General features: G+C 71.3%; 15 protein-coding genes and 1 pseudogene. 9 read left to right on the top strand and 7 right to left on the bottom strand.

Features of this window, described 5'->3' with window-relative positions; translation table 11 throughout:
- Positions 1-5 precede the first annotated feature (5 nt).
- Positions 6-1,559 (bottom strand): MDR family MFS transporter, encoded by a 1,554-nt coding sequence (locus ACWGKQ_RS01480; protein WP_453289820.1) that lies wholly within the window; start codon positions 1,557-1,559, stop codon positions 6-8.
- A 238-nt stretch (positions 1,560-1,797) separates the two neighbouring features.
- Here ACWGKQ_RS01480 and ACWGKQ_RS01485 point away from each other — a divergent pair, with 238 nt between their 5' ends.
- From ACWGKQ_RS01485 to ACWGKQ_RS01495, 3 genes are all read left to right on the top strand, one after another.
- Positions 1,798-2,286, top strand: a complete 489-nt coding sequence (locus tag ACWGKQ_RS01485) for a TetR/AcrR family transcriptional regulator (protein ID WP_453290002.1) — start codon at positions 1,798-1,800, stop codon at positions 2,284-2,286.
- A 604-nt stretch (positions 2,287-2,890) separates the two neighbouring features.
- On the top strand, positions 2,891-5,965 hold the full coding sequence (locus ACWGKQ_RS01490) for an FG-GAP-like repeat-containing protein (protein WP_453289821.1): 3,075 nt from the start codon (positions 2,891-2,893) through the stop codon (positions 5,963-5,965).
- A 383-nt stretch (positions 5,966-6,348) separates the two neighbouring features.
- Positions 6,349-9,213: a PKD domain-containing protein gene (locus ACWGKQ_RS01495; protein WP_453289822.1), complete on the top strand. Its 2,865-nt coding sequence runs from the start codon at positions 6,349-6,351 to the stop codon at positions 9,211-9,213.
- An 89-nt stretch (positions 9,214-9,302) separates the two neighbouring features.
- Here the strand turns inward: ACWGKQ_RS01495 and ACWGKQ_RS01500 are convergent, their stop codons facing one another.
- The 3 genes from ACWGKQ_RS01500 to ACWGKQ_RS01510 all read right to left on the bottom strand — a co-directional run bounded on the left by ACWGKQ_RS01500 (position 9,303) and on the right by ACWGKQ_RS01510 (position 11,868).
- Positions 9,303-9,629, bottom strand: a complete 327-nt coding sequence (locus ACWGKQ_RS01500; RefSeq protein ID WP_453289823.1) for an SDR family oxidoreductase — start codon at positions 9,627-9,629, stop codon at positions 9,303-9,305.
- A 108-nt stretch (positions 9,630-9,737) separates the two neighbouring features.
- A complete protein-coding gene (locus tag ACWGKQ_RS01505) occupies positions 9,738-11,198 on the bottom strand; it encodes an ATP-binding protein (protein ID WP_453289824.1) in 1,461 nt (486 codons plus the stop codon).
- A complete protein-coding gene (locus ACWGKQ_RS01510; protein WP_453289825.1) occupies positions 11,191-11,868 on the bottom strand; it encodes a response regulator transcription factor in 678 nt (225 codons plus the stop codon). The genes ACWGKQ_RS01505 and ACWGKQ_RS01510 overlap by 8 nt, the downstream gene beginning before the upstream one ends.
- A 136-nt stretch (positions 11,869-12,004) precedes the next feature.
- Here ACWGKQ_RS01510 and ACWGKQ_RS01515 point away from each other — a divergent pair, with 136 nt between their 5' ends.
- Both ACWGKQ_RS01515 and ACWGKQ_RS01520 read left to right on the top strand, forming a co-directional pair.
- Positions 12,005-12,640, top strand: a complete 636-nt coding sequence (locus ACWGKQ_RS01515; RefSeq protein WP_453289826.1) for a PepSY domain-containing protein — start codon at positions 12,005-12,007, stop codon at positions 12,638-12,640.
- A 169-nt stretch (positions 12,641-12,809) separates the two neighbouring features.
- Positions 12,810-13,253, top strand: a pseudogene (locus ACWGKQ_RS01520) (GtrA family protein); the annotation flags it as partial.
- An 889-nt stretch (positions 13,254-14,142) separates the two neighbouring features.
- Here the strand turns inward: ACWGKQ_RS01520 and ACWGKQ_RS01525 are convergent.
- Positions 14,143-14,919, bottom strand: a complete 777-nt coding sequence (locus ACWGKQ_RS01525) for a hypothetical protein (RefSeq protein WP_453289827.1) — start codon at positions 14,917-14,919, stop codon at positions 14,143-14,145.
- An 86-nt stretch (positions 14,920-15,005) separates the two neighbouring features.
- Positions 15,006-15,638: an RNA polymerase sigma factor gene (locus tag ACWGKQ_RS01530; protein WP_453289828.1), complete on the bottom strand. Its 633-nt coding sequence runs from the start codon at positions 15,636-15,638 to the stop codon at positions 15,006-15,008.
- Between the two features lie 460 nt (positions 15,639-16,098).
- On the opposite strand from ACWGKQ_RS01530, the gene ACWGKQ_RS01535 reads away from it, so the two are divergent.
- The 3 genes from ACWGKQ_RS01535 (at position 16,099) to ACWGKQ_RS01545 (ending at position 19,668) form a co-directional block, all read left to right on the top strand.
- Positions 16,099-16,578: a DUF1877 family protein gene (locus ACWGKQ_RS01535; protein WP_453289829.1), complete on the top strand. Its 480-nt coding sequence runs from the start codon at positions 16,099-16,101 to the stop codon at positions 16,576-16,578.
- A gap of 145 nt (positions 16,579-16,723) precedes the next feature.
- Complete coding sequence (locus ACWGKQ_RS01540) at positions 16,724-17,458, top strand: hypothetical protein (protein WP_453289830.1); 735 nt, start codon at positions 16,724-16,726, stop codon at positions 17,456-17,458.
- Positions 17,455-19,668, top strand: coding sequence for a bifunctional polysaccharide deacetylase/glycosyltransferase family 2 protein (locus ACWGKQ_RS01545; RefSeq protein ID WP_453289831.1), 2,214 nt, complete (start codon positions 17,455-17,457; stop codon positions 19,666-19,668). Before ACWGKQ_RS01540 ends, ACWGKQ_RS01545 begins: the two co-directional genes overlap by 4 nt.
- Positions 19,669-19,907: 239 nt before the next feature.
- On the opposite strand, the gene ACWGKQ_RS01550 is transcribed toward ACWGKQ_RS01545, so the two are convergent.
- Positions 19,908-20,933, bottom strand: coding sequence for an Lrp/AsnC family transcriptional regulator (locus tag ACWGKQ_RS01550; RefSeq protein WP_453289832.1), 1,026 nt, complete (start codon positions 20,931-20,933; stop codon positions 19,908-19,910).
- A gap of 139 nt (positions 20,934-21,072) precedes the next feature.
- On the opposite strand from ACWGKQ_RS01550, the gene ACWGKQ_RS01555 reads away from it, so the two are divergent.
- Positions 21,073-22,626 (top strand): AbgT family transporter, encoded by a 1,554-nt coding sequence (locus tag ACWGKQ_RS01555; protein ID WP_453289833.1) that lies wholly within the window; start codon positions 21,073-21,075, stop codon positions 22,624-22,626.
- The last annotated feature ends 24 nt before the right edge of the window (positions 22,627-22,650 follow it).

The following is a 22,650-nucleotide window of genomic DNA, read 5'->3' on the forward strand; positions in this document are numbered from 1 at the left end:
AGAGGTCAGGCCGCGGTGACGGTGTCCTCGGCGGTGGCGGGAACACCGTCGGCCGCGGTGGCGGGGGTGCCCGCGGCCTTCCCGGCCGTCCGGGCCGGCCGGAGGAACAGGGCGAGGAGGATGCCGGCGGCGAGGGTCGGGGCGATCCAGAGGTAACCCATGGCCGTGGCGTGGGCGAAGGCGTCCAGTGCGGTGTCGCGCAGGGCGGCGGGCAGCTGTCCGATGGTGTCCGGGCGGCCCGCGTCGAAGCCGCCGGCGGTCGGCAGGGCGTGGGTGCGGCCGGCGAATCCGGTGTTGAGCAGGGTGCCGAAGACGGCGACTCCGAAGGCGGCACCGATGGAGCGGGCGAAGGTGACGACGGCGCTGGCGGCGCCGAGGTCGGCGGCGGGCACGCTGTTCTGGACGGTGGTCAGCACGACCATGGGCACCATCCCGATGCCGACACCGGTGATCAGGAAGTAGACGCTCAGCACGAGGGTGCCGGTGGCGGCGCCGATGGTGCCCAGCAGGAGCAGTCCGGCAAGGTTGGCGGCCAGACCGGCGAGCAGGATCGTCCGCAACCGCTCGACGTGCGCGGCCCAGCGTCCGGCCAGGGACTGACTGACGACCAGACCCGCGACCAGCGGCAGCATGGAGATGCCGGACAGGGTGGCCGAGACGCCGCGGACGATCTGGAGGTAGGTCGGCAGGTAGACCAGCACCGCGAACATCGCGGCGTTGGCGAAGAAGCCGATCAGCGAGGAGAAGACCACGGTCCGGGAGCCGAGCATGGCCGGCGGCAGGACGGGGGCGGCGGCCCGGCGCTCGACGGGCGCCAGCAGTACGGCGAGCACGACGACGGCGACGATCAGCCCAACGATGCCCGGCGATCCCCAGCCCCAGCGCCCGCCGAAGGACGTGATCAGAACCAGGCCGGTGGCGATGGCGGCCAGGACGGTGGCGCCGAGGTAGTCGATACGGGCCTTGGCGCCCCGGGCGGCCGCGGGCAGCGCGCGGGCGGCGATGGCCAGCGCGACGATGCCGAAGGGCAGATTGACCAGGAAGGCCCACCGCCAGGACAGCTGGTCCGTGAAGACGCCCCCCAGCAAGGGGCCGACGATGCTGGCGACGCCGTAGACCGATCCGAACATGCCCTGGTACCGGCCCCGCTCACCCGGTGCGACGATGTCGCCGACCAGGGCGAAGGTCAGCACGATCATGCCGCCGCCGCCCACGCCCTGGAGCACCCGGGCGCCGATCAGCTCGGGCAGGTTCCGGGCCAGGCCGCAGGCTACCGAGGCGATCAGGAAGACCGAGGTCGAAGCCAGGTAGAGCCGCTTGCGGCCGAACATGTCACCGAGCTTGCCCCACAGCGGGGTGACCGCCGTGGACGCGAGCAGATACGCGGCGCTGACCCAGGCGATGTTGTCGAACCCGTTCAGGTCCTCCGCTATCCGGGGCAGGGCGGTGGAGACGATCGTCTGGTCCAGAGCCGCCAGCAGGACGGCGAGGATCAGGGCGCTCATCGCGGCAGCGATGCCGCCCGACCTGGGTGACGGGGGCTGCTGTGTCTTCGGCATCGAACTCGGCCTCTCTCCAAGGGGCGACAGCCGCGGTGAGCTGCCGCAATACGGCGTTGGGTCTCAATGGATAGGCGACATCCGCCCTATCTGTCACTCGAATGTAGCACTTACTGGGTGTGGATACACAGATGTGAGGCGCTACATGTCTCAGGTTTCACAATCGACGGCTAGAATCGACGTCGTGAGAGCCGACGCAGCACGCAACCTGGAAGCCGTCCTGACCACGGGAGCCCGCATGCTCGCCGCCGATCCCGGCGCGAGCATCGCGGGCATCGCCGCCGAGGCCGGCGTGGACCGGCGCACCGTCTACCGGCGCTTCGCCTCCCGCGAGGAACTCCTCGCGGCCATCTACGAGTCCCGTCTCACGGCCATTGAACAGGCCGTCGAGGACGCCCGGCTGCGCGAGGCCCCCGTCGCCGTCGCACTGCACCGCTACGTCGAGAACATCATCACCGTCAACCGCACCTGGCCGGTCGACCTCGCCCGCATGCTCACCGACGACAGCGTCCGCGACCGCCGGGACGCAGCCGTCCGCGAGATCGACACCTTCCTCGAACGGGCCACCGACGAGGGCCTGCTGCGCCCCGGACTGCCAAAGGGGTGGGCGAGCGCGCTACTGCCCCAGCTGATGCACCTGGTGTCCCGGCAACTGCCGGAGCTGAGCCCCGGACAGGCCGCCGACATCGTCGTCGACACCCTGCTGCACGGCCTCGGAGCGCCCTGACACACCGGTGCCCCTGGGCGCCGACCGCCGCTCCACCTCACTCGACGGACTCCGACGTCAGACCCCTACCGGAGGCCTCCCGCCTCCCCTCCTCGCCGCACGGCGGGCGGCCGACCGACCTTCGGACGACTCAACGCGCCTTCGACGAAGGGGAGTTCGCCGGTGTGACCACTCCACGTGAGTGGCCGGACGAGGACGGATGCGATCCCGGCAAAGCGCCAGACGGGACGACGGCAGCGGCATCGCCCGACGCTCGGCTTTCTTCTGCTCACGCTCGCCCACCGCACTTGGTCACCGCAGCGCCGTGGGCCACCGCCGTGGTGCCCACGGGTCCGACATTACGCCGGCGCGGCATCCGTCGCCCAACATGCCGTCTTGCAAAGGCATTTGAGCCCCGGGCCCCGCTCGGTGGCTGACCTGTTGGCCACTTCGTGCTCTCCTTCCCCCGGTACCCCTGAGGTGTCTGGGCTTGCTGTTATTCTCGTGCCGCTTTGCATGGGGGGCAGCTGGGGGGCTGGGCAATTTCGCAGCGCTGTAGACGCGCGCCTGATCGGTCGCCGCCGTCCCGTCATGCCTTTTCCGTCGAGAGGCCCAGGAGACGACGATGGTCCGTCGTACCACCGCCCGTGGCGTTGTCGCCGCGTTGGCAGTTCTCACCGTGACCGCCGGTCCCGGCCCCTTCGCCGTCACGGCCGACGCGGACAACGGTGCCGGGGGTACCGCCCTCGCGGCGGAGAAAGTCTTCCAGGCGGACCGCTACACACCGCGCCGGGACCGGATCTACAGCGCCGGCCCCAGCGGCTATCTGCATGCCCAGGAGGGTCGTTCGGGCTACCTGTGGACGTCGTACGACACCGGTACGACGACCGAGCTGGGCGACCTGGCGCGACTCGAACTCCCCGCATACCTGGGGTCGTCGTCCGATGTCGTGGCCGATGTCGTCTCGCCCACGCAGAAGGTCGTCCTCAGGGACCTGTCCGCCGGCACCACCACGGATGTCGCCCTCACTCACGGCGCGTACGAGGCCACCTTCGGCACCCATGTGCTGACCCAGGCCCGGGACGCCGACGGCAACCGGGTGCTGTGGCTCTACGGCGACGGCGCGCCCGCCGAAGGCACCCCCGTCGCCGGATGGCCGGCCGGAATCACGGCCAACTTCAGCGTGCTGGGCGGCGACAGCGGCACCGCCGTCATCGGCTACGCGCTGGGCAACGGCGAGCGGCACCTGGCCCTGGTGGACCTGGCCGCCGCGAGAGTCACCGGCGATGTGACCGTGTCCCTCGCCCCCACGGCTGTGGCGCTGAGCGCCGACCGGCTGGTCTGGTACCGGTCCGACAACCCGGTGGCACACGTCCTGGACCGCACCGACCTCTCCGCCGCCGAGACCACCGTGACGCTGCCCGGCACGGAGGGCACCGCGTACGCGGGCATCGCCGGACGCTGGCTGGTGGTGGCCCGGTCCGTGCCGACGAGCCCGAACGATCTGGCCGACAAGCCCGGCGAGCGGCTGATGGCCGTACCCCTCACGGGTGGTGACCCGGTCACCCTGCTCCGGCACGCGAACAGTTCCCTCGTCACGGCACCGGACGGCACTTTGCTGACCGTGGGCGGCACCGACGCCGGGCACTGGGCGGTACGCAGGGTCACCGACACGGGGACGGGCAGCCCGACGCTGACGGAGCTGACCGCCGTACCGCCTGCGGCCGCGAAGATCAGCCGGTTGTCGCTGCAGAACGGCACCCTGGCCACCGACGAGCCCGACAGCAGCTTCATGGGCGCCTACTACACCCGGCCGATCGCCGCCGACGGAACGCCGGGCACTCCGACCTGGCGGAAGTGGAACGGCCTCGGTGTGGGCCCGTACGCCACCGGCGACGGCCGTGCGGTGACGTTCACCGCGCAGTCCGACCCCGTCGGCTCGTTCGTCCAGTCCCTCGACAAGAACGACCAGGCCGGTTTCTTCTACCTGCCCTCGGCCTCCGGGTCCGTCCTCGATGTCACCGGCCGCTACGCCATCGTCAACGGCTCCTCTCCCGCCAAGCAGTACGTGGGCGACCTCGGCGTCTACAACAGCCTCGAGCCCATCGTCACCCGCTCCGTGACGGCCGCCTCCGTCTGGGGCACCAGCCTGTGGACGCCGGCTTCCGGCACCGGTGTCGTCACCGCCAAGGACCTGAAGACCGGCAAGGTCACCGACACCGTCAGCACCGGCGCCCCGTGCGTCCCCAAGGAACTGCAGGCGGTCGGCCGCTGGATCTACTGGTCCTGCGGCCCGACCTCGACGGCGGGCGTCTGGGACCGAACGGCGAAGAAGAACATTCCCGTCCCGTCCGGCCAAGCACTGCTCGGCGACGGCTACCTCGTCCGGCACGACACCTCGGCCGGCGCGCTCCTCCTCACCTCCTTCGCCGACGGCACCGCGACCACCCGCAAGATCGGCGACCTCGCGGCGGGCAACTCCAGCCTGCGCGGGGTGACCTGGACCGTGGACAAGTTCGGCGGACCTGCGGCCTACGTCGACGCGGACCAGCGGATCCACCTGGTGCCCAGCGGGGTCGCCACCCAGCGACTCTCCGCCGTCGAGTCCGAGGCGACCGACAACGCGTCGGAGAGCAGCGCGGTCGGCAGCCCGTGGTGGCAGTGGCGCGGACTGCTCTCCAAGCCCGCCGCCTCCTGGACGGCCACGCTCACCAGCAAGGCCACCGGCGCCGTGGTCCGCACGCTCACCGGCGGGGAGGTGGACGGCACACTGACCGCACGGTGGGACACGCGGAACACCACAGGCGAACTCGTCCCCAACGGCATGTACACCTTCAAGCTCACGGCCCCGACCGCCGACGGTTCAGGGCCGGCGCTGACGGTGACCCAGACGGTGAACGTGTCCGACGGAGCAGCCGTACGCCACGACTTCACCAACAGCGCCACCTGGGCGCCCGACGGCGTCGGCGACGCCATGACCCTCAGCTCCTCCGGCGTCATCAGCTACCGCCCGGGCAACCGGACGGGCGGCTTCGACAAGGCCATGTCCGCCTCGGGCTGGCCCTCCTCCGTGACGCTGGTCCCGTTCGGCGACCTGGGCGGCGACCGGCGCAACGACATCCTCGTCCGGTTCAGCAGTGGCGAGCTGCGGGTGTACCGGACCATGCGCGGTCAGGCTTTCCTCACGAGTACCCCGCACACGTCGCTGGGCACCGGCTGGAACCAGTACAACCTGCTGACCTCGCCCGGCGACATCACGGGGGACGGCCGCCCCGACCTGATCGCGCGCAAGGCGTCCACGGGAGAACTGTTCCTGTACAAGGGCACGAGCGCGGGGAAGCTGTCGGCGCGGGTCAAGATCGCAGGGAACTGGTCGGGCTACAAGAAGATCGTGGGCGTCGGCGACTTCAACGGCGACGGCCGCGGTGACCTCCTGGCCCAGGACCGTTCCAACGCCCTCTGGCGCTACGACGGCAACGGCTCCGGCGGCTTCAAGTCCCGCGTGAAAGTGGCCTCCGGCTGGGGCTCGTCGTACAACGCCGTCGTGGGCGTCGGCGACATCACCGGCGATGGCAGAGCGGACATCGTCTCCCGCGACACCTCGGGCAACCTATGGCGCAACACCGGGAACGGCTCGGGCTCGTTCGGGCCCCGCACGAAGATCGCCTCGGGTTGGCAGGTGTACAAAGGCGTGTTCTGACGGCCGCGCATTGTGACCCGCCACTATTTACTCGTCCAAGGGTGCAGGTCACGGGAAATGCGTCTCCCGATTTGAGGCAATCGAGGCGCGAGTGGCCTGGAGTGGCGTTCGAGCGCCTCTTGGGTGGCTGTTGCGCCTGGACCGGCTCACAGGGGCGCTGACCGGGGAGTGCGCGAGGTAATAGAAGGCCCAAAAGTCTGCAGTGCAAGGCTCTTTGATTGATCAAGATTTGTCTCAAGGGGCTCGCGGACGGCAGGCGAGACGCATTCGGACGATCTGCCCGCACCTGATGTGCCATATCGTTCCGCCAACTCCAGCAGACAGGTGACTGGATCTCAGTGGCTGTGCGCGCCGACATCCCATGGCCCGGGGGGAACACGTTCATGAGCCGTAAGCGGCTGCTCGCGACATCCGCTGCCGTCCTCTCCGTACTGATGTGCGGTCTCGGTACCGGCGTCGCCCATGCCGACACCGGCACGGCCCTGTACGTCGACGACGACGCTGCCGGCTGCAGCGACACCGGACCCGGCTCGCAGGCGGTGCCTTTCTGTCAGATCCAGCCGGCCGCGGATGAGGCGACGCCCGGGGACACCGTGTACGTGGCACGGAACAAGACCCGGTATGCCCCGGTGACCATCAGATCGGCCGGCACCGTGGACGCACCCGTCACCTTCGTCACGGATCCCGGCGACAACCCGACGGCCACCCGCGCCGCCGTCCTGAGCAACACCGCGATTCCGGCGATGACCTTTTCCGGTGCCCAGTACGTCGACGTGACCGGATTCAGCCTCTCGTCGATCGGGACGAGCACCCTGGTGGTTTCCCAGTCCCAGCACATCACTTACGACGCGGGCGGGGTCAGCACGGCTCAGGCGGCCCCCAGCACCGCGACGACGATCAGCGTCGACGGTTCGTCCTCCGGCATCTCGCTCACCCGTCTGAATATCGCCCCCGAGTCCGGCGGTCTGGCCTTCGCCGGCGCGGCCGGAGCACAGGACATCACGCTGGCCGACGACCTCACGCAGCTCGGTGGCGGCATCTCGGCCGCCGGCACCACGGGCCTCCACCTGGCCGGTGACACCATCCGGACGGTCTGCGGCAACGCCGTCAACCTGACCGACGGCAGCTCGGGGACCGTGGAGAACACCGTCATGCTCCCCGACCCGGAGGCATCCTGCTCCGGCACCGGGACCCCCGCCGAAATCGCGGTGGACGCCGCCTCCGCACCGCACGTCACGGCGGACTACAACGCGATCAACCCCCTGTCGACCGGCATCGACTACGACTGGGCGGGCGCCGCCTACGCCACCAGCCAGGCGTTCCTGACCGGCACCGGTCAGGGAGCCCACGACCTGGACCAGAGGGACGTGACGCTCTCCGCCACGTACGGTGCGCCCTCGGAGCACTCGCCGCTGATCGATTCGGCCGACGCCGACGCTCCCGGCGAACTCCCCACCGACCTCCATGGAGCGCAGCGGGTCGACGACCCACTCGTCACCGACACCGGCGCGGGCGCCGGTACCCATGACCGGGGCGCGGTCGAGTTCCAGGACCCGCTGAGCCTCGGGACAGCCGGCCGCTCGTCCCAGGCCGTGTACGTCGGCGAGCCGGTCACCTTCTCGGCCGACCTCGTCAACCCGTGGTCGGACTCCCTCGACGGCTACAGCTACACGTTCGGCTTCGGGGACGGCACCACGGCCCCGTCCACCACCGGTTCGGCCACGCACACGTACACGCAGCCCACGACGAGCACCGACATCTACGCCACGGTCACGGTGTACCGGCCGGACGGCACCAAGATGGGCACCGAGGTCAGCTACTACTTCTCCGTCAGGCCGGTCCCGCCGCTGACCGGGAACCTCACCTGCCAGACCGGCCCGGCTCTGCCGGACACCGCGGTCTGCCACTTCGACGCCTCCAGTTACAGCGGCTACCCGATCACCAGTGACCGGATCACCTTCGGCGACGGCTCGGCGGCCGTCTCCGTCACGGGCTCCAAGGGGTATGTGCAGCACACGTACGCCGCCGCCGGCCCGTACACCGTCACCCAGCAGCTCACCGACTCCGACGGACGTACCGCCACCGACACCACCCGGACCACCGTCGGCCCGGCATACGTCGCCGCCAGCCCGAAGCGCATCCTCGACACCCGCAACGGCACGGGCGCCGCCAAACGGCGGGTGGGGCCCGGAAGCGTGGTCCGTCTCAAGGTCCTCGGCGTGGGCGGCGTCCCGGCCTCCGGGGTGACCGCGGTGACCATGAACGTCACCGACGCCGACGCCACCGCGAGCAGCTACGTCACCGTGTACCCGTACGGCTCCAGCCGCCCGACCGCGTCCAGCCTCGACTTCACCGCCGGGCGGACCAACCCGAACCTGGTCACGGTCCGGGTGGGCACGGACGGCTACATCGACCTGTACAACGCCCACGGCTACGTCGATCTCATCGCCGACGTGCAGGGCTATTTCACGACCAAGGCCATCACCAGGAACGACCAGATGGGCAACCTCGCCCCCGTCGCCCCGACCCGGGTCCTGGACACCCGCTACGGCACCGGTGCGGCCAAGAGCAAGGTCGCCCCCGGCAGCACGACAACCGTCACCCTGCCGAAGGAAGGACAGGCGGTCGAGACCATCGGCGCCGTCCTCGACGTCACCGTGACGGGGGGCACCGGCAGCGGCGTGGTCACCGTCTACTGCGGCAGCCGCCCCACCGCGTCGAACCTCAACTACCGCACCGGGCAGACCGTCTCCAACCTGGTCGTGACGAAGGTGTGCAGCGGCGGCAAGATCAAGATCTACAACAGCGGCGGACGCGTCAACCTGATCGCGGACCTCCAGGGCGTCTACACCAACTACAACGCCGATGGCGACAACGCTCCTGTCGGCAGCCCCTTCGTGCCGGTCAACCCCACCCGCATCCTCGACAGCCGCAACGGCACGGGCACCCCTGCCAAGCCGCTCGGCGCGAACAGCACTCTCACCGTGAAGGCCGCCGGAGTCCACGGCGTCCCGGCCGACGCAACCGCCGTACTGGTCAACCTCACCGGCGTCGCCCCGACCACCGGCACCCACCTCACCGCGTACGGCGCCGGCAGCCTGCCCACCGTGTACAACGACAACCTGAGCACCGGCGAAACCCGCCCGGTACTGGCCGTGGTCCCCGTCGACGCCAACGGCAACATCCACATCCACAACGCGAACGGATCTCTCAACGTCGTCACCGACCTCGAGGGCTACATCGGCTGACCGCGAACCCACCCCGGCTCCGGCCGCTGGACGGCCTCGCGTCTCGGCCCTGCCGGTGAACGCAAGCCCGCGGCAAGGCGGATGGCTTCTCAGGTCAGATTCAGCCCGCCGTCCAGCACGATGACCTCGCCGGTCGGATAGGTACTGGCGATCAGCGACGCCACCAGATCGGCCACGTCGGCGGGCTGGGCCGGCCGGCGCATGGGCGCGCGCTCCCGCCACAGCTCGTGCGCCTGCGCCCAGTCCTTCGTCATCGGCGTGTCCACCGCTCCCGGTGCCACCGCGTTGACCCGTACCTCGGGCCCGACCGCGGCCGCGAGCAGCCGGGTCACGTGGTTCAGCGCGGCCTTGCTCGCCGCGTACGGCACCGACGAGCCTTCGCGTATGCACAGGGCCGCGGTGAATCCCGGTGTCACTTACCTGCCTCGGACCCGTACCACCGGAGCGACTGTCCGGTCACGGCGGCGATGCACTCGACGTAGCGTGGCGGATGCTGCGATCGCCCTCGGACCCGAGCGTCCGCTTCAGGGCCCGGATGGCGACAGCGGGAGGCGGGCGACGATGCCGGCGCCGTACGGGCGGGGTTCGACGCGGAGAGTGCCGTGGTGCTGACGGGCGATGTCGCGGGCGATGGCCAGCCCGAGGCCGGCTCCGCCGAGGTCCCGGCTGCGGGCGTCGTCCAGGCGGGTGAAGCGCTCGAAGATCCGCTCACGGTCGGCCTCGGCGATGCCGGGTCCGTCGTCGGTCACCTCCAGTACGGCAAGGCCGGCGTCCGGGTCGGCGTGCAGCACCAGTTCGATGCGGCGATCGGCATGCCGTTGGGCGTTGTCGAGCAGGTTGGTGAGGAGTCTGACCAGCCAGCCGCGGTTGCCCTCCACGATGAGGCCGGGTTGCAGCCTGGCGTCGATGGGGAGCCGGTCGCCGTGCCGCGCGGCCACGGTCGTACGGCAGAGTTCGGCCATGTCCAGCGGGACGCGGCTGACCGGCTCGGCGGCATCCAGACGGGCGAGCAGCAGCAGGTCGGAGGCGAGGTCCTGGAGCCGGACGGTGTCCTCCAGGGCGTCACTGACCAGGTCGGGCCACAGGGCCGGGTCCGGGTGGGCGAGGGCGACCTCCAACTGGGTGCGCAGGACGGTGATGGGGCTGCGCAGTTCGTGCGAGGCGTCGGCGATGAACCGGCGCTGGCGGACGACGGCGTCCTCCAGGCGGTCGAGGGTGGTGTTCATGGTGCGGGCGAGGCGAGCGACTTCGTCCTGGGCGGCCGGTACCGGGACGCGGCGGTGCAGAGCGTGTCCGGTGATCTCGGCGACCTCGGAGCGGATGGCTTCCACCGGACGCAGGGCCCGGCCGGTCACCCACCAGGTGACCAGGGCGACCGTGGCCAGCAGCAGCGGTGTGCCGATGCCCAGCGCGGCCTTGGTGATCTCGTCGGCCGCGTCCGCGTCCCGCAGCGACGTGCCCGCGTACACGGTCACCTTGCCGCCGGGCGTCTGGGCGGTGACGGCGACGATCCGCTGGCGGTGTCCTTCGCCGAACGGCTCGCCGGACCAGGTGGCGCGCAGCTTGCCCTCGTGCGGGCGCAGGTGGGCGACGGCCGGGCGGCCGACGAGGTTCTGGCTGGCGGCCACCACGCGCCCGCTGCTGTCGACGACCTGGATGAAGTCGGCGCCGTGGGAGAGGGGCAGCAGGTCGGGCAGCTTGCCCTCGGCGGCCAGCTGACCGACGGTGTCCGCCTGCGCGGTGGCCGCGTCGTTGGCGTTGCGCTGGAGGTCGGTGTGCAACATGGCGAACAGCGCGAAGGAGGCCGCGGTCAGTGCGAGGGCGACGACCGCGGTCGCCCCGAGCGTCGCCCGGGCCCGCACCGATCCCGGCCACGGGTGTCGTACGAGCCTCACGAGCCGCACGGCGGCGAAGCGCAGGCGCCGGATCGCCGCCGTCATCTCGCCGGCGCGCGGGACGAGTCGTCCCGGCCGGGTCCTAGCCACCGTCGGCCGCCAGCCGGTAGCCGGCACCGCGGATGGTCTCCAGGGCGCAGCGCCCGAAGGCGGTGTCGATCTTGCGGCGTACGGCGCTGACGTGGACCTCTACGACATTGGGGTCCGCCTCGAAGGCCGAGTCCCAGACGTGTTCGAGGATCTCGCGCTTGGACACCACCTCGCCGGCCCGGCGGGCCAGGTACTCCAGAATGGCGAACTCCCGTGCCGTGAGCCGGACTTCGGTGCCATCACGGACGCATGTGTGCCCGGCCGGATCGATCACCAGGTCACCGAGCCGGAAGGCCGGAGGGACCCGGTGGCCGGTACGACGGTGGAGCGCGCGGAGCCGGGCGACCAGGACGACGTAGGAGAACGGCTTGGACAGGAAGTCGTCGGCACCGGTGTCCAGCGCCTCGGCCTCGTCGTACTCCCCGTCCTTGGCAGTGAGCATCAGGATCGGGGTGTCGCTCCCGGCCGAGCGCAGCCTGGCACAGACCCGGTAGCCGTTGAGACCGGGCAGCATGATGTCGAGCACGATCACGTCGTAGCTGTGCTCCAGGGCGAGCCACAGTCCCTGGTTCCCGTCGTGGGCGACATCGACGGTGAACCCCTCGGCCCTGAGACCTCGCTGCAGGGCGGCGGCCAGCCGCTTCTCGTCCTCGACCACCAGTACGCGCACGGCATACAGCCTCGCACGCCGGACGGGCGGTGGCTGAAGACGCCTTCAGCCACCTTCAGCCTGGCTTCAGCAACGGCATTCCAAGCTGATCGCAGCCGCCGGCACCGGGCCGGTCGAGGCGATCAGGAGCCCGAGCATGTCCCAACCCGAACCGCCGCAGCAGCAGCCCGAGTCGACGCCGGACTCACCGGTCGAGCTGCCGAAGTCAACCGAGTCGGCCAGGACCTTCCGGGCGCGTCTCCCCCGGGTGAGCCGGCGTCGTGGGACCGTCCTCGGCGTCGCGGTTCTCCTGGTGGCCGCGGCCGCGGCCGGCACCGTTGCAGTCGCCCACCACGACCACGGTGAGAAGGCCGACCACGGCCGGTTCGCGGCAGAGCACAGTCGGGCCGGCGGCGGTGACGACCGGCAGGGCGCATACGGGCAGGCACGAGGCGGTCGCGGCGGCCGGAACGGCGAATCCGGGCTCGATGGCAACAGCCAGGGCACCCAGAGCGGTCAGAGCAGCCAGAGCGGTCAGAGCACTTCAGGGACCCTCGCGCCCGCGCCACTGCCGGCGGTTTCGGCCGCGGCGGCGATCGAGGCGGCCGGCAAGGCGGTTCCCGACAGCAAGACGGAGGCGCTGCGCGTGGTCGCCGAGCAGGGTGGCGGAAGCGCGTGGGAGGTCGAGGTGCTGGGCACCGACGGCGTCCGGCACCTGGTCACCGTCGACGGTGCCACCGGCACGGTGACCGGCAACACCGTCGCGCCGGCCACCTCGGACACGACCAGCTGACGGCGCGGCCCCCTGGGCCGAGGGCGCGGGGCGGCCCGCCCTCGGCCCGCTCCAGAGGTTCACGGCTACCTCGTCCGGAAGGAAACCCATGAAGTCGCCGCTCGCGTCGGAGCCGGAGACGGCGCGCGAAACACGGTGTGGCATACGGGTCACGCCGCGTACGGGGCGGATGGCGACCGACCGGAACGACGGACGGTGGACCCCGGTCGTTCCCGGCCCAACCGCCGCCTTCGCCCGTTTCGTCCTGTGTGGCGGCGGTGTCGGGGTCGCCTCCAGTGCCGCTGTGTCGCTGTGCGCCGCTCTGATGCCCTGGGTGCTGGCGAACGCGCTGACAACCGCCGCCTCCACCGTCCTCTGTACGGAGCTCCACGCACGCTTCACCTTCGGGGCCGGGCGGCGCGCCGGATGGCGCCGGCACTGGCAGTCCGCGGGGTCGGCCGCTGCCGCCTACGCGGTGACCTGCGCCGCGATGGCCGTTCTGCACATGGTGCGGCCGTCGCCGGGGGTCCTTTCCGAGCAGGCCGTCTACCTCAGCGCCGCCGGGCTTGCCGGAACCGGACGTTTCCTGGTGCTGCGGCTGTTCGTCTTCGCCGATTCCGCTCAGGGCAGGACCCGGATCGCGGCGCCGGATCAAGGACGTCGTACCGGCCGGGCTGCACCAGGGATACGCACCGTGGCCTCCGGCGACGGCGTCCTCACCTCGCCTACCGTCCGCGGCCTCGTCGACCGCTTCGCCCAGATCGGACCCTGGCCCCACGACGACACCGCGGGCGCGCTCTCCGACCGGCCGGCGGCCCGCGAGAAGGACGTCCCCCGCCCCCTCGCCACCGGCCCGGCCAACGCCGAGATCGCCGGACGTCTGTTCCTCACCGAGGCCACCGCGAAGCCGCACACTGCGGGACCGCGCACAGGTCGTGATCTTCGCCCACGGGCATCAGCTGCGCACGCACGGGAAACCCAACTGGCGCGAATCCGGCACGCGGCGGCTGACCGCCAGACATGACAACAGGGCCTCGGTCTCCGACCTGGGCCTCACATATGGAGCGGGTGACGAGAATCGAACTCGCGCTCTCAGCTTGGGAAGCGACGGCGCTTGGGCGGGCTCTACGGTTCTGACCTGCGAAGACACCTTCCCGTCGGAGTGGTTGTCCTGACCGGATCGCCTCCCTGTTGACCGCGGTTGTCCGCCCTTGTGGGCACGCTGTGGCACGGAGCCGGACAGCAGACGAGGAATGCCCCTCTGCTGTCGAGCACCTCGAGCTGCTTCCACGCGCGGGACGCCCGGACACCTGGGGCTCCTGAACGGTGTGTTGCGTATGCGCATCGAACAGGCGCTCCGGGTAGTCCCGGTAGTCGGCGACGACACGGTCGGGCAGGGCCGAGAAGTCAGAGAAGACGCACGTCCCCCCGTCGCCGCGGCCGACCAGGCTGTGTGTTCTCGTGTGCGCCGCAGTCACACCCGCGGTCGACGACGACGGCCCGCCCATGCGGGTAGGCGGAGGCTACTTCTTCTTGCCGTTGCCCTGCCCGCCGTTCGCCTCGCTGTCGGCAGACGCGTTGCCGGAGGCGCCGGTGTCGCCCGCCGTGCCGTTGGCGGAGTTCGCTGCACCCTGGCCGGACTTGCCCGCACCGGCCGAGTGGCTCGGCTTGGCCGTCTCTCGTCTCAGCTGCTCGGAACAGTAGGCGGCAACCTTGTCCGCACCACCGGCTGCCGCGACCAGTCGCCGCCAGGCCGTCGCGCCCAGCGCCTTGCCGCGTCCCTGGACCTGGTCGTAGGCACGGCAGTGGGCTTCGGTGTCCTGGGCGGTGGCGGGCCGGTCCGTCGGCCGAGCACCACCGGACGGGTGTGACACGACCCCGCCTCCCGGCCGGAGCGAGGCGGCCGCCGACGGGGACACCGCTCCCCGGCCGTCGCCGGCGCCCTCGCCGGCGGAGCCGGCGGAACCGATGGCCGCGACCGCCACACCCCCCAGCGCGAGGCTGGCGAAGACCACGCCGAACGTCAGTTTCGCCGGACGCCGGGCCTGCCGTTCGACCGTCGGCCGCCAGTCGTCACGGCGCCTCGTACGTGCGCGATGCGCACCCGAGGCGCGGGCGGCCCGGAACGCGGCCACGGCCTGCCGCTCGCCCTGGGACACGAGACCGCCCGCACGAAAGGCGGCGGCCAGTGCCGTCTCCAGCGCGGCGTCGTCACCCGCGTCCCAGGGGTCGGACAGGGGGCCGCCGGGCCGCACACGTCGACGGCCCCGTACCCCGTCGCCGCCCAGCCGTTCACCCATGTCCGCTTCCGTTCCTGTCCGACCGCTTCGATCCGTCCGCTGCCCCGGCTCCGACGCCTGTCTGCCGGTCCTGTCGCGGTTGTCGTTCATGTCGACTCCCCCAGCGCGTGGGAAGCCACATCCGTCACACCCTCCCCGACTTCGCCACCGATACCCAGCTGACGGCCGAGGCGCTTCAGGCCCCGGTGGGCGGCCGTGCGCACCGCGCCCGGGCGCTTGCCCAGGACCCGCGCCGCGGCGGGACCGTCCAGACCGACCACGACCCGCAGCAGCACGGCCTCGGCCTGGTCCCGCGGCAGTCCGCGGATCAACTCCAGGGCCCGCTCGGTGGAGAGGGACTCCAGGGCCTGCTCATGAGTGTTGTGCGGGCCGGCCAGATCCAGTACGTCCTGGTCGGTACCGCCGGCCTGGGGCCGCACGCGCCGGCGACGCAGGTGGTCCAGCGCCCGGTGCCGGGCGATGGTCGCGGTCCAGCCGCGGAAGCCGGCCCCGTCGCCCTTGAAACGCCCGAGATCGCGGGCAATCTCCAGCCAGGCATCGGACGCCACGTCCTCGGCATCGTCGCCGACGACTCCGCGAAGGTAGCCGAGCAGGCCCGGCTGCACGATCCGGTAAGCGGCCTCGAAGGCGGCCTCGTCGCCGTCCTGGGCCCGCGCGACCGCAGCGCCCAGTTCCCCGTCGTACTCCCGCACACGCCGGGTTTGCCGTACCTGGCCCAAGATTGCCCTCGTTCGCACCGATCACAGCAGAATTCACGCCGCCCGCCGTGCTCCGGTCGCATCGACGGCCCCAAGGTGACCAGCGTGCATCCTCACAGAAGTGTCACAACGCCCCAGGAGCCTCCCCACGTCTTCGCCGCTGGATCCGGTGTGCGGATGGCGGAGCCGGACCGGCACCGTCCGGGCCGGGTGACGTTTCCCCCGAGCCCTGCGCTGGGGGAGTAGCCGGGCGCGGAACCGTGCGGGCCGGCCCGCCGCCGACGCCGCGGCCCGCTCCCCGGACTCCTCTCCGTGCCGTTTTGGTCTCCCCCCGTGAGCGGCACGGAGAGGGATGGGGCGGCCGGGATCCCGATCACTGTGCGGGATTCCGGCCGCCCCTCGTGCCTGTCCGGCGGCCGGGCCGTCAACCGGCGCCACCCGACCGCGTGATGCTTCGCCTCCCCTGTGCGCTCCTCCTGGCATGAGCGCATACCTCCGTCTGCGAGCGATACCGGCCCCGGCGCTGCGCAACAGCCCGACCTGGCTGGAACGGCTCTTCGCAGGCGACTCGGAGACCGTCCTGCACCGGGCCGGCCGGCACTGCGAGGGGGTGCTGGACAAGCGCTGCCTGGACCAGGAGCGCATCTACGCCGGTGCTCTCCCGTACGGTCCCGACGTGGTGCTCGGTGGCCGCCCCGTGTTCCGCGCCGACCGGCGCAGACCGCCGCTGCTGGTGCTGACGGCCGCCCAGACCCGCAGGGTGGCCGGGTTCCTGACGGCGGCAGACTTCGACGCCCTGTGGGACACCGCCCGGGACACACTGCTGCCCCGCTACGGCGGCGAGAGCGCGGAGCCCGAGACACGGCGGGTGTGCGCCGAGGCGCACAGGGAACTGACGGCGTTCTACGCGCACACCGCCGAGCACGGGGACGCGGTGGTGAAGTGGCCGGCCGAGGCGTGAAGGGCGGCCGTCCCCGGCAGGACACGTGAGTGTCCGAAGGGGGACGTGTGGCTGTCCGAGGTGGGAGGTGTAACAGTTTCGGCCTCTCGCGCTCTTTCCATGCGGGCGACCAGGTCGGTCGTCGGCCAGGGCAAGGGCGGGGCTCGTGCAGGTGAAGGACGAAGGCGGCGAAGTGTACGGCGATGAGTCGTACGGCGATGTCTGGTACGGGCGTGCCCACAGCCACGAGAGCGGTGGCATCACTGCCACCACCATCACGGAGGCGGGCGTGCCGGAGCCCTGGAGCACCGGCACGCACCTCCCCCGGACCGAGCCGGACCAGTTCGCCACGACGGAGTGGGACTCTCCGCACGGTGACGTCATCACCGTGCTGCCCCCGGACCAGGTCACGCCGGAGGACGATCCGGTGCGGCCCGTCTTCGTGGACGCCTCGGGACGCCGCCAGCGCCGCGTGCGGCGCGCCGCACGGCTGCTGGTGATTCCCGCCGTCGGCTATGTCGCCCTGCTGATCAGCACGGTCCTGGGCGGTCCCACCATCAGCTCCCCGTTCGTGCCGCTGCCGGACACGACGCACCCGGCCGCGCCCCACGCGACCGCCCCCGGCTCCGTCTCCTCGTCCGGCACGGGCCACGCGGCGGGGACCGCGAGCTCCGGTGCCGCGCACGGCAGTTCCCGCGGCACGGCGCCGGGGGCCACCTCCGGTGCGGCAGGCCGCCCCACCACCTTGACCTCAGCTGCGGCCACGTCCGGGCCCGCGGCGACGCCGACCGGCACTGCCTCACAGACCGCCACAACCACCGCAACTCCCAGCGCGACCCCCACCACCGCGCACTCCGCCAAGGGGCGCTCTAACGCCTCGTCCCACAAGCCCGTGAAGTGAGCCAAGGCCCTGACGTGACCGATCGCCGCCGCCGCACCGCTGCGCCCCGCCCACGGGGCCGTGACCGCCAGGTCACCCCCCGCACGCACTGGCTACTGCTGTGCGTGCTCGTTGTGACCCTGTCACTGGCCCTGCTGCTGCAGGGCTACACCCACCACATGTTCGGGATCACCTCGGACGCCGTCACCGGCCCCCGCGGCCGGAGCGATGCCGTGCCCAGGCAGGTGACCGACGGCGGCCCGGTGATCGCGGACGCCGCCGGCTCCCCGCACACCGCCCGGCCCAGGACCCGCACCATCGCCCTCACCTTCGACGACGGCCCCGACCCCACCTGGACGCCGCGCATCCTCGACGTGCTGCACCGCAACCACGTGCAGGCGACCTTCTTCGTCGTCGGAACCGAGGTTGTGGCCCACCCGGAGCTGGTCCGCCGGATCGTCGCCGACGGCCACCAGATCGGCATCCACACCTTCACCCACCCCGACCTGTCCCGCCTCGCCCCGTGGCAGCGCTCCCTCGAACTGCGCGAGACCCAGCTCGCCGTGGCCGGCGCGGCCGGAGTCACCACCGCACTGCTCAGACCCCCGTACTCCTCCGAGAACGACGCGCTGAACAACGCCGACTGGTCCGTCCTGAAGCAAGCCGACGCGGCCGGGTACGTCACGGTCCTGTCCACCCAGGACGCCGAGGACTGGCAGCGTCCCGGCACGGACCGCATCCTCGCGAACGCGACACCGCACGGCAAGGCCGGGCAGATCCTGCTGATGCACGACGGCGGCGGCGACCGCTCCCAGACCGTCGCCGCGCTGAACACCCTGATCCCCCGGCTCAAGGCACAGGGCTACCGGTTCGCGACGGTCGGCGCCGCGGTCGGCATGGCCGGCCCGGTACAACCCGCCGGCCTGGGCGACCACCTCCAGGGAATGGCCCTCATCGGCCTGTTGCGGGGCGGCGACTGGGCCGTACGGCTGCTCGGCTGGCTGATGTACACGGCCGGAGCGATCAGCGTGCTGCGCGCGGCGGTCGTGCTGGTCGCGGCCCGCCGGCACCGGCGCCAGCGCAACAGACACCGGGCCGGGTCATGGGGACCGCCGGTGACCGAACCGGTCAGCGTCATCGTCCCCGCCTACAACGAGAGCGCCGGAATCGAGGCGGCCGTACGCTCCCTGCTCGCCTCGGACCATCCGGTCGAGATCATCGTGGTGGACGACGGCTCCACCGACGGCACCGCCGACCTGGTGGAGGCCCTCGGTCTGCCCCGGGTGCGGGTGATCCGGCAGTCGAACGCGGGCAAGCCCGCCGCACTCAACACGGGACTCGCCGCGGCCACCTGCGACCTGGTGGTCATGGTCGACGGCGACACAGTCTTCGAACCCGACACCGTCCGCATGATCGTTCAGCCCTTCGCCGACCCCCGGGTAGGTGCCGTCTCCGGCAACGCGAAGGTCGTCAACCGCGGCGGTCTGCTGGGCCGTTGGCAGCACATCGAGTACGTGGTCGGCTTCAACCTCGACCGTCGCCTGTTCGACCTCGCCGAATGCATGCCGACCGTGCCCGGCGCCGTCGGCGCCTTCCGCCGCCGGGCGCTGCTCGCCCTCGGCGGTGTCAGCGACGTCACCCTCGCCGAGGACACCGACCTCACCATGGCACTGTGCCGCGCCGGCTGGCGCGTGGTCTACGAGGAGCGCGCGGTGGCCTGGACCGAGGCACCCGCCTCCCTGAACGCCCTGTGGCGGCAGCGCTACCGCTGGTGCTACGGCACCCTCCAGGCGATGTGGAAACACCGAGGCGCACTCGCGCAGCGCGGCGCCGCCGGCAAGCTCGGCCGCCGCGGCCTGGGCTACCTCCTCCTCTTCCAGGTCCTGCTGCCCCTGCTCGCCCCCGTCGTCGACGTCTTCGCCGTCTACGGCCTGCTCTTCCTCGACCCGCTGCGGATCACAGCCCTCTGGCTCGCCTTCCTGCTCCTGCAACTGCTGATGGGCCTGTACGCGTTCCGCCTGGACGGAGAACGCCCGGGCCCGCTGTGGAGCCTGCCGCTACAGCAGTTCGTCTACCGCCAGTTGATGTACCTGGTGGTCATCCAGTCCGTCTTCACCGCCGTGTCGGGCTCACGGCTGCGGTGGCAGCGCATGGAACGCTACGGCACCCTGCGGGCACCGGCAGGCGCGGAGACACCCGGCGAGGACCGCCCTCCACGGATTCCTGCCTGAACCAGGGCCTGCCCCGGGCCCGGCAGGACGACACCCTCCGCACCGGATTCCTGCACCGCAGGTGACATCCGTGAGCCGTCGTGCGTCGAAGGCGTGCAGCGTTCTGGCATGAATCTGGCACACGACGACTGATCACGACGGGCAGCAGCAGGCCCAGGCTTGCGACCTGGGCCTGCTCCGTGGAGCGGGTGACGAGAATCGAACTCGGTGCCCCCTCGGTCGTCTCTCGAAACAGGCCGTCAGAGCAGCTCCGGGGCATGGAAGTCACCGAGCCCGCAGGCCCGGTCCCGGTCCAGCCAGTAGCGGCGCGGCTCGGCGAGCATGACGCCGACGCCGACGGCGAGGATGCCGGGGATCCTGGCCAGTTCGCCGTCGATGAAGGACGCCAGGGCGGAGCGGTCGGTGACCAGGCCCGTGCACAGGACGGACATGTCGCTGGCGACGTGCGCAGCGAGCCGGGTCTGGGGGAGCCGGTCGATGCGGCGCATGACCTCCGGGGTGTCGCCGGGGGCGACGCGCAGGCGCAGGACGAACGGGGTCTCGAAGCCGAGCCAGTCCGAGACGACCTCCAGGCGTGGCTTGACCCATTGCTCGTCGAGGACCCGGCGGACGACCCGGTGCGCCGTGGAGGTGGCGAGACCGGCGGTGCGGGCGACGCTCGCGGCGGAGGCGCGGCCGTCCCGCATCAGGAGGGCTACGACGGTGCGCTCGGCCTCGCTCAGCGGCTTCGCCGGGGGCGTCGCCGTGGCCGTGCCCTCCGGTCGGGCGCCGGTCAGCTTCAGCAGCTCGGCCCGTTCGGTGCCGGTCAGGAACTGCGGGTCCCAGGTGATGCCCCGGCGCAGGGTGCTCAGGGCGGGCAGGGCGTTGACCCGCCGGACGCCCGGCACGGAGAACATCCGGTCGATGGCCTCGCTGGTGGCCGCCTCGGAGGGGGCGTGCACGACGGCATAGATCGGGTAGTCGCCGGAGATCTGCGCCAGGAGCTGGAGGTGGGGCAGGTCGCGCAGGCGTGCGAGGACGGCCAGCGGGGTCTCGCCGGTGATGTCGAGGAGGACGTGGACCGGCATCGCCGTGGAGTGCATGCCCCAGTCGGCCTGCCCGATCACGCGGACCATACGGGCCTCGTGCAACCGGTCCCAGCGGCGCTTCAGCGTGCCGGCGTCGGCGGACAGGATCGCGCCGATGTCGTCCCAGGTGGCCCGGGGTGCCAGGTGCAGCGCGCCGATCAGGCGTCGGTCGAGCTCGTCGAGCAGAGGGCGAGTCATAGCGCACACCTTAGGCCGCCGATTAATCCCACCGTTACACGTCAGATCTATTAAATCTCCCACTTCGATGCCAAGGTTTGCGGAAACATCTCTCCCCCCTCCCCTCCCGCCGCCTCCTTGAACGCGTGAAGAGGTACCCATGAGTGCCACCGTCACCGAACCCCGTCCGTCCGAGCCGCCGTCCAGGGTCCTGCGCGCCGCGTTCCGCGGTTTCGCGGCGATCGAGAAGGTGGGCAACAGACTCCCCAACCCCTTCTGGCTGTTCTGGATCCTCGCGGGCGTCGTCGCCGTCCTCAGCGCGATACTGGCGGCGGCCGGGGTCAGCGCCGTACACCCCGGAACGCACGAGACCATCAAGGTGCAGAGCCTGCTGAGCAAGGCCGGCGTCACGACGATGGTCGAGGGGGCCGTCGACAACTTCGCGACCTTCCCGCCGCTGGCCACCATCCTCATCGTGGGCTTCGGCATCGCTGTCGCCGAGGCCAGCGGGCTGTTCACGACGATGCTGCGCCGCATGGTCGCCCACGTCCCCGGCAGATACCTCACCTTCGCGGTGTCGATGACGGCGATGGTCGCCCACGTCGCCGGCGACGCCGCGTACGTCACCCTCATCCCGCTCGGTGCGCTCGTCTACCGGGCGGCCGGCCGCAGCCCGGTGCTCGGCTGCATCGTCGCCTACGTCTCCATCTCGGCCGGCTACGACGCCTCCCCGGCGATCACCACGACCGACACCCTGCTCTCGTCGATCTCCACCGCCGCCGCCCGCACCATCGACCCGCACCACACCGTCACCCCGGTCGCGAACTACTTCTTCGCACTCGGCTCGTCGGTCCTGGTCGCCCTGGTCATCACCCTCGTCGTGGACAAGGTCATCGCCAGGCGGTCGGATCTGGACCCCGACGAGCCGGTCACCCCGCTGAGCGCCGAGGAGGCCGAAGCCATCGAGGTGACCCCGGAGCAGCGCCGCGCCCTGCGCCTCACCGGCCTGACCGCGCTCGCCTTCGTCGCCCTCGTCGCGGCCGCCATGATCCCGGCGAACTCCCCGCTGCGCGGCCCGGGCGGCTCCCTCGTCGAGTCCCCGGTGATCACCGGCATGTCGCTCGTGCTGTTCCTCTTCTTCTCTCTCCTCGGCTGGGTCTACGGCCGGGCGGCCGGCACCTTCCGGGCCGCAGGCGACATCGTCGAGGCACTGGTCCACGGCACCCGCACCTACGCCCCGATCCTCGTCCTCTTCTTCGCGATCTCCCAGTTCCTCGCCTACTTCAAGTGGACGAACATCGGCAACGTCATCGCGATCGACGGCGCCGAGACCCTCAAGGACCTCAAGCTCAGCGGCTGGACCGTGCTGGTCGGCATCGCCGTACTGATCACCTTCATGAACCTCGTGATCACCAGCGGCTCCGCCCTGTGGGCGCTGGCCGCCCCGGTGCTCGTACCGATGCTGATGCTGGTCGGCATCGACCCCGAGACCACCCAGGCCGTCTACCGCGTCGCCGACTCGGTCACCAACTGCGTCACCCCCATGAGCCCGTACTTCGCCATGGCCCTCGGCTTCATCCAGCAACACCGGAAGTCCGCCGGCATCGGCACCCTGGCCTCCTTCACCATTCCGATCGCCGCCGTGGTCTGGATCGCCTGGGTCGCGTTCTTCGTGGCCTGGTACCTGCTCGGCATCCCGTTCGGCGTCAACTGACCCACCTCATCCCCCCACACACAC

Source organism: Streptomyces sp. NPDC054770 (assembly GCF_053611985.1).

Coding starts and splice junctions, on each gene's coding strand:
- ACWGKQ_RS01480 (WP_453289820.1), bottom strand. CDS start 1,559: ATGCCGAAGACACAGCAGCCCCCGTCACCCAGGTCGGGCGGCATCGCT.
- ACWGKQ_RS01485 (WP_453290002.1), top strand. CDS start 1,798: ATGCTCGCCGCCGATCCCGGCGCGAGCATCGCGGGCATCGCCGCCGAG.
- ACWGKQ_RS01490 (WP_453289821.1), top strand. CDS start 2,891: ATGGTCCGTCGTACCACCGCCCGTGGCGTTGTCGCCGCGTTGGCAGTT.
- ACWGKQ_RS01495 (WP_453289822.1), top strand. CDS start 6,349: ATGAGCCGTAAGCGGCTGCTCGCGACATCCGCTGCCGTCCTCTCCGTA.
- ACWGKQ_RS01515 (WP_453289826.1), top strand. CDS start 12,005: ATGTCCCAACCCGAACCGCCGCAGCAGCAGCCCGAGTCGACGCCGGAC.
- ACWGKQ_RS01525 (WP_453289827.1), bottom strand. CDS start 14,919: ATGGGTGAACGGCTGGGCGGCGACGGGGTACGGGGCCGTCGACGTGTG.
- ACWGKQ_RS01535 (WP_453289829.1), top strand. CDS start 16,099: ATGAGCGCATACCTCCGTCTGCGAGCGATACCGGCCCCGGCGCTGCGC.
- ACWGKQ_RS01550 (WP_453289832.1), bottom strand. CDS start 20,933: ATGACTCGCCCTCTGCTCGACGAGCTCGACCGACGCCTGATCGGCGCG.
- ACWGKQ_RS01555 (WP_453289833.1), top strand. CDS start 21,073: ATGAGTGCCACCGTCACCGAACCCCGTCCGTCCGAGCCGCCGTCCAGG.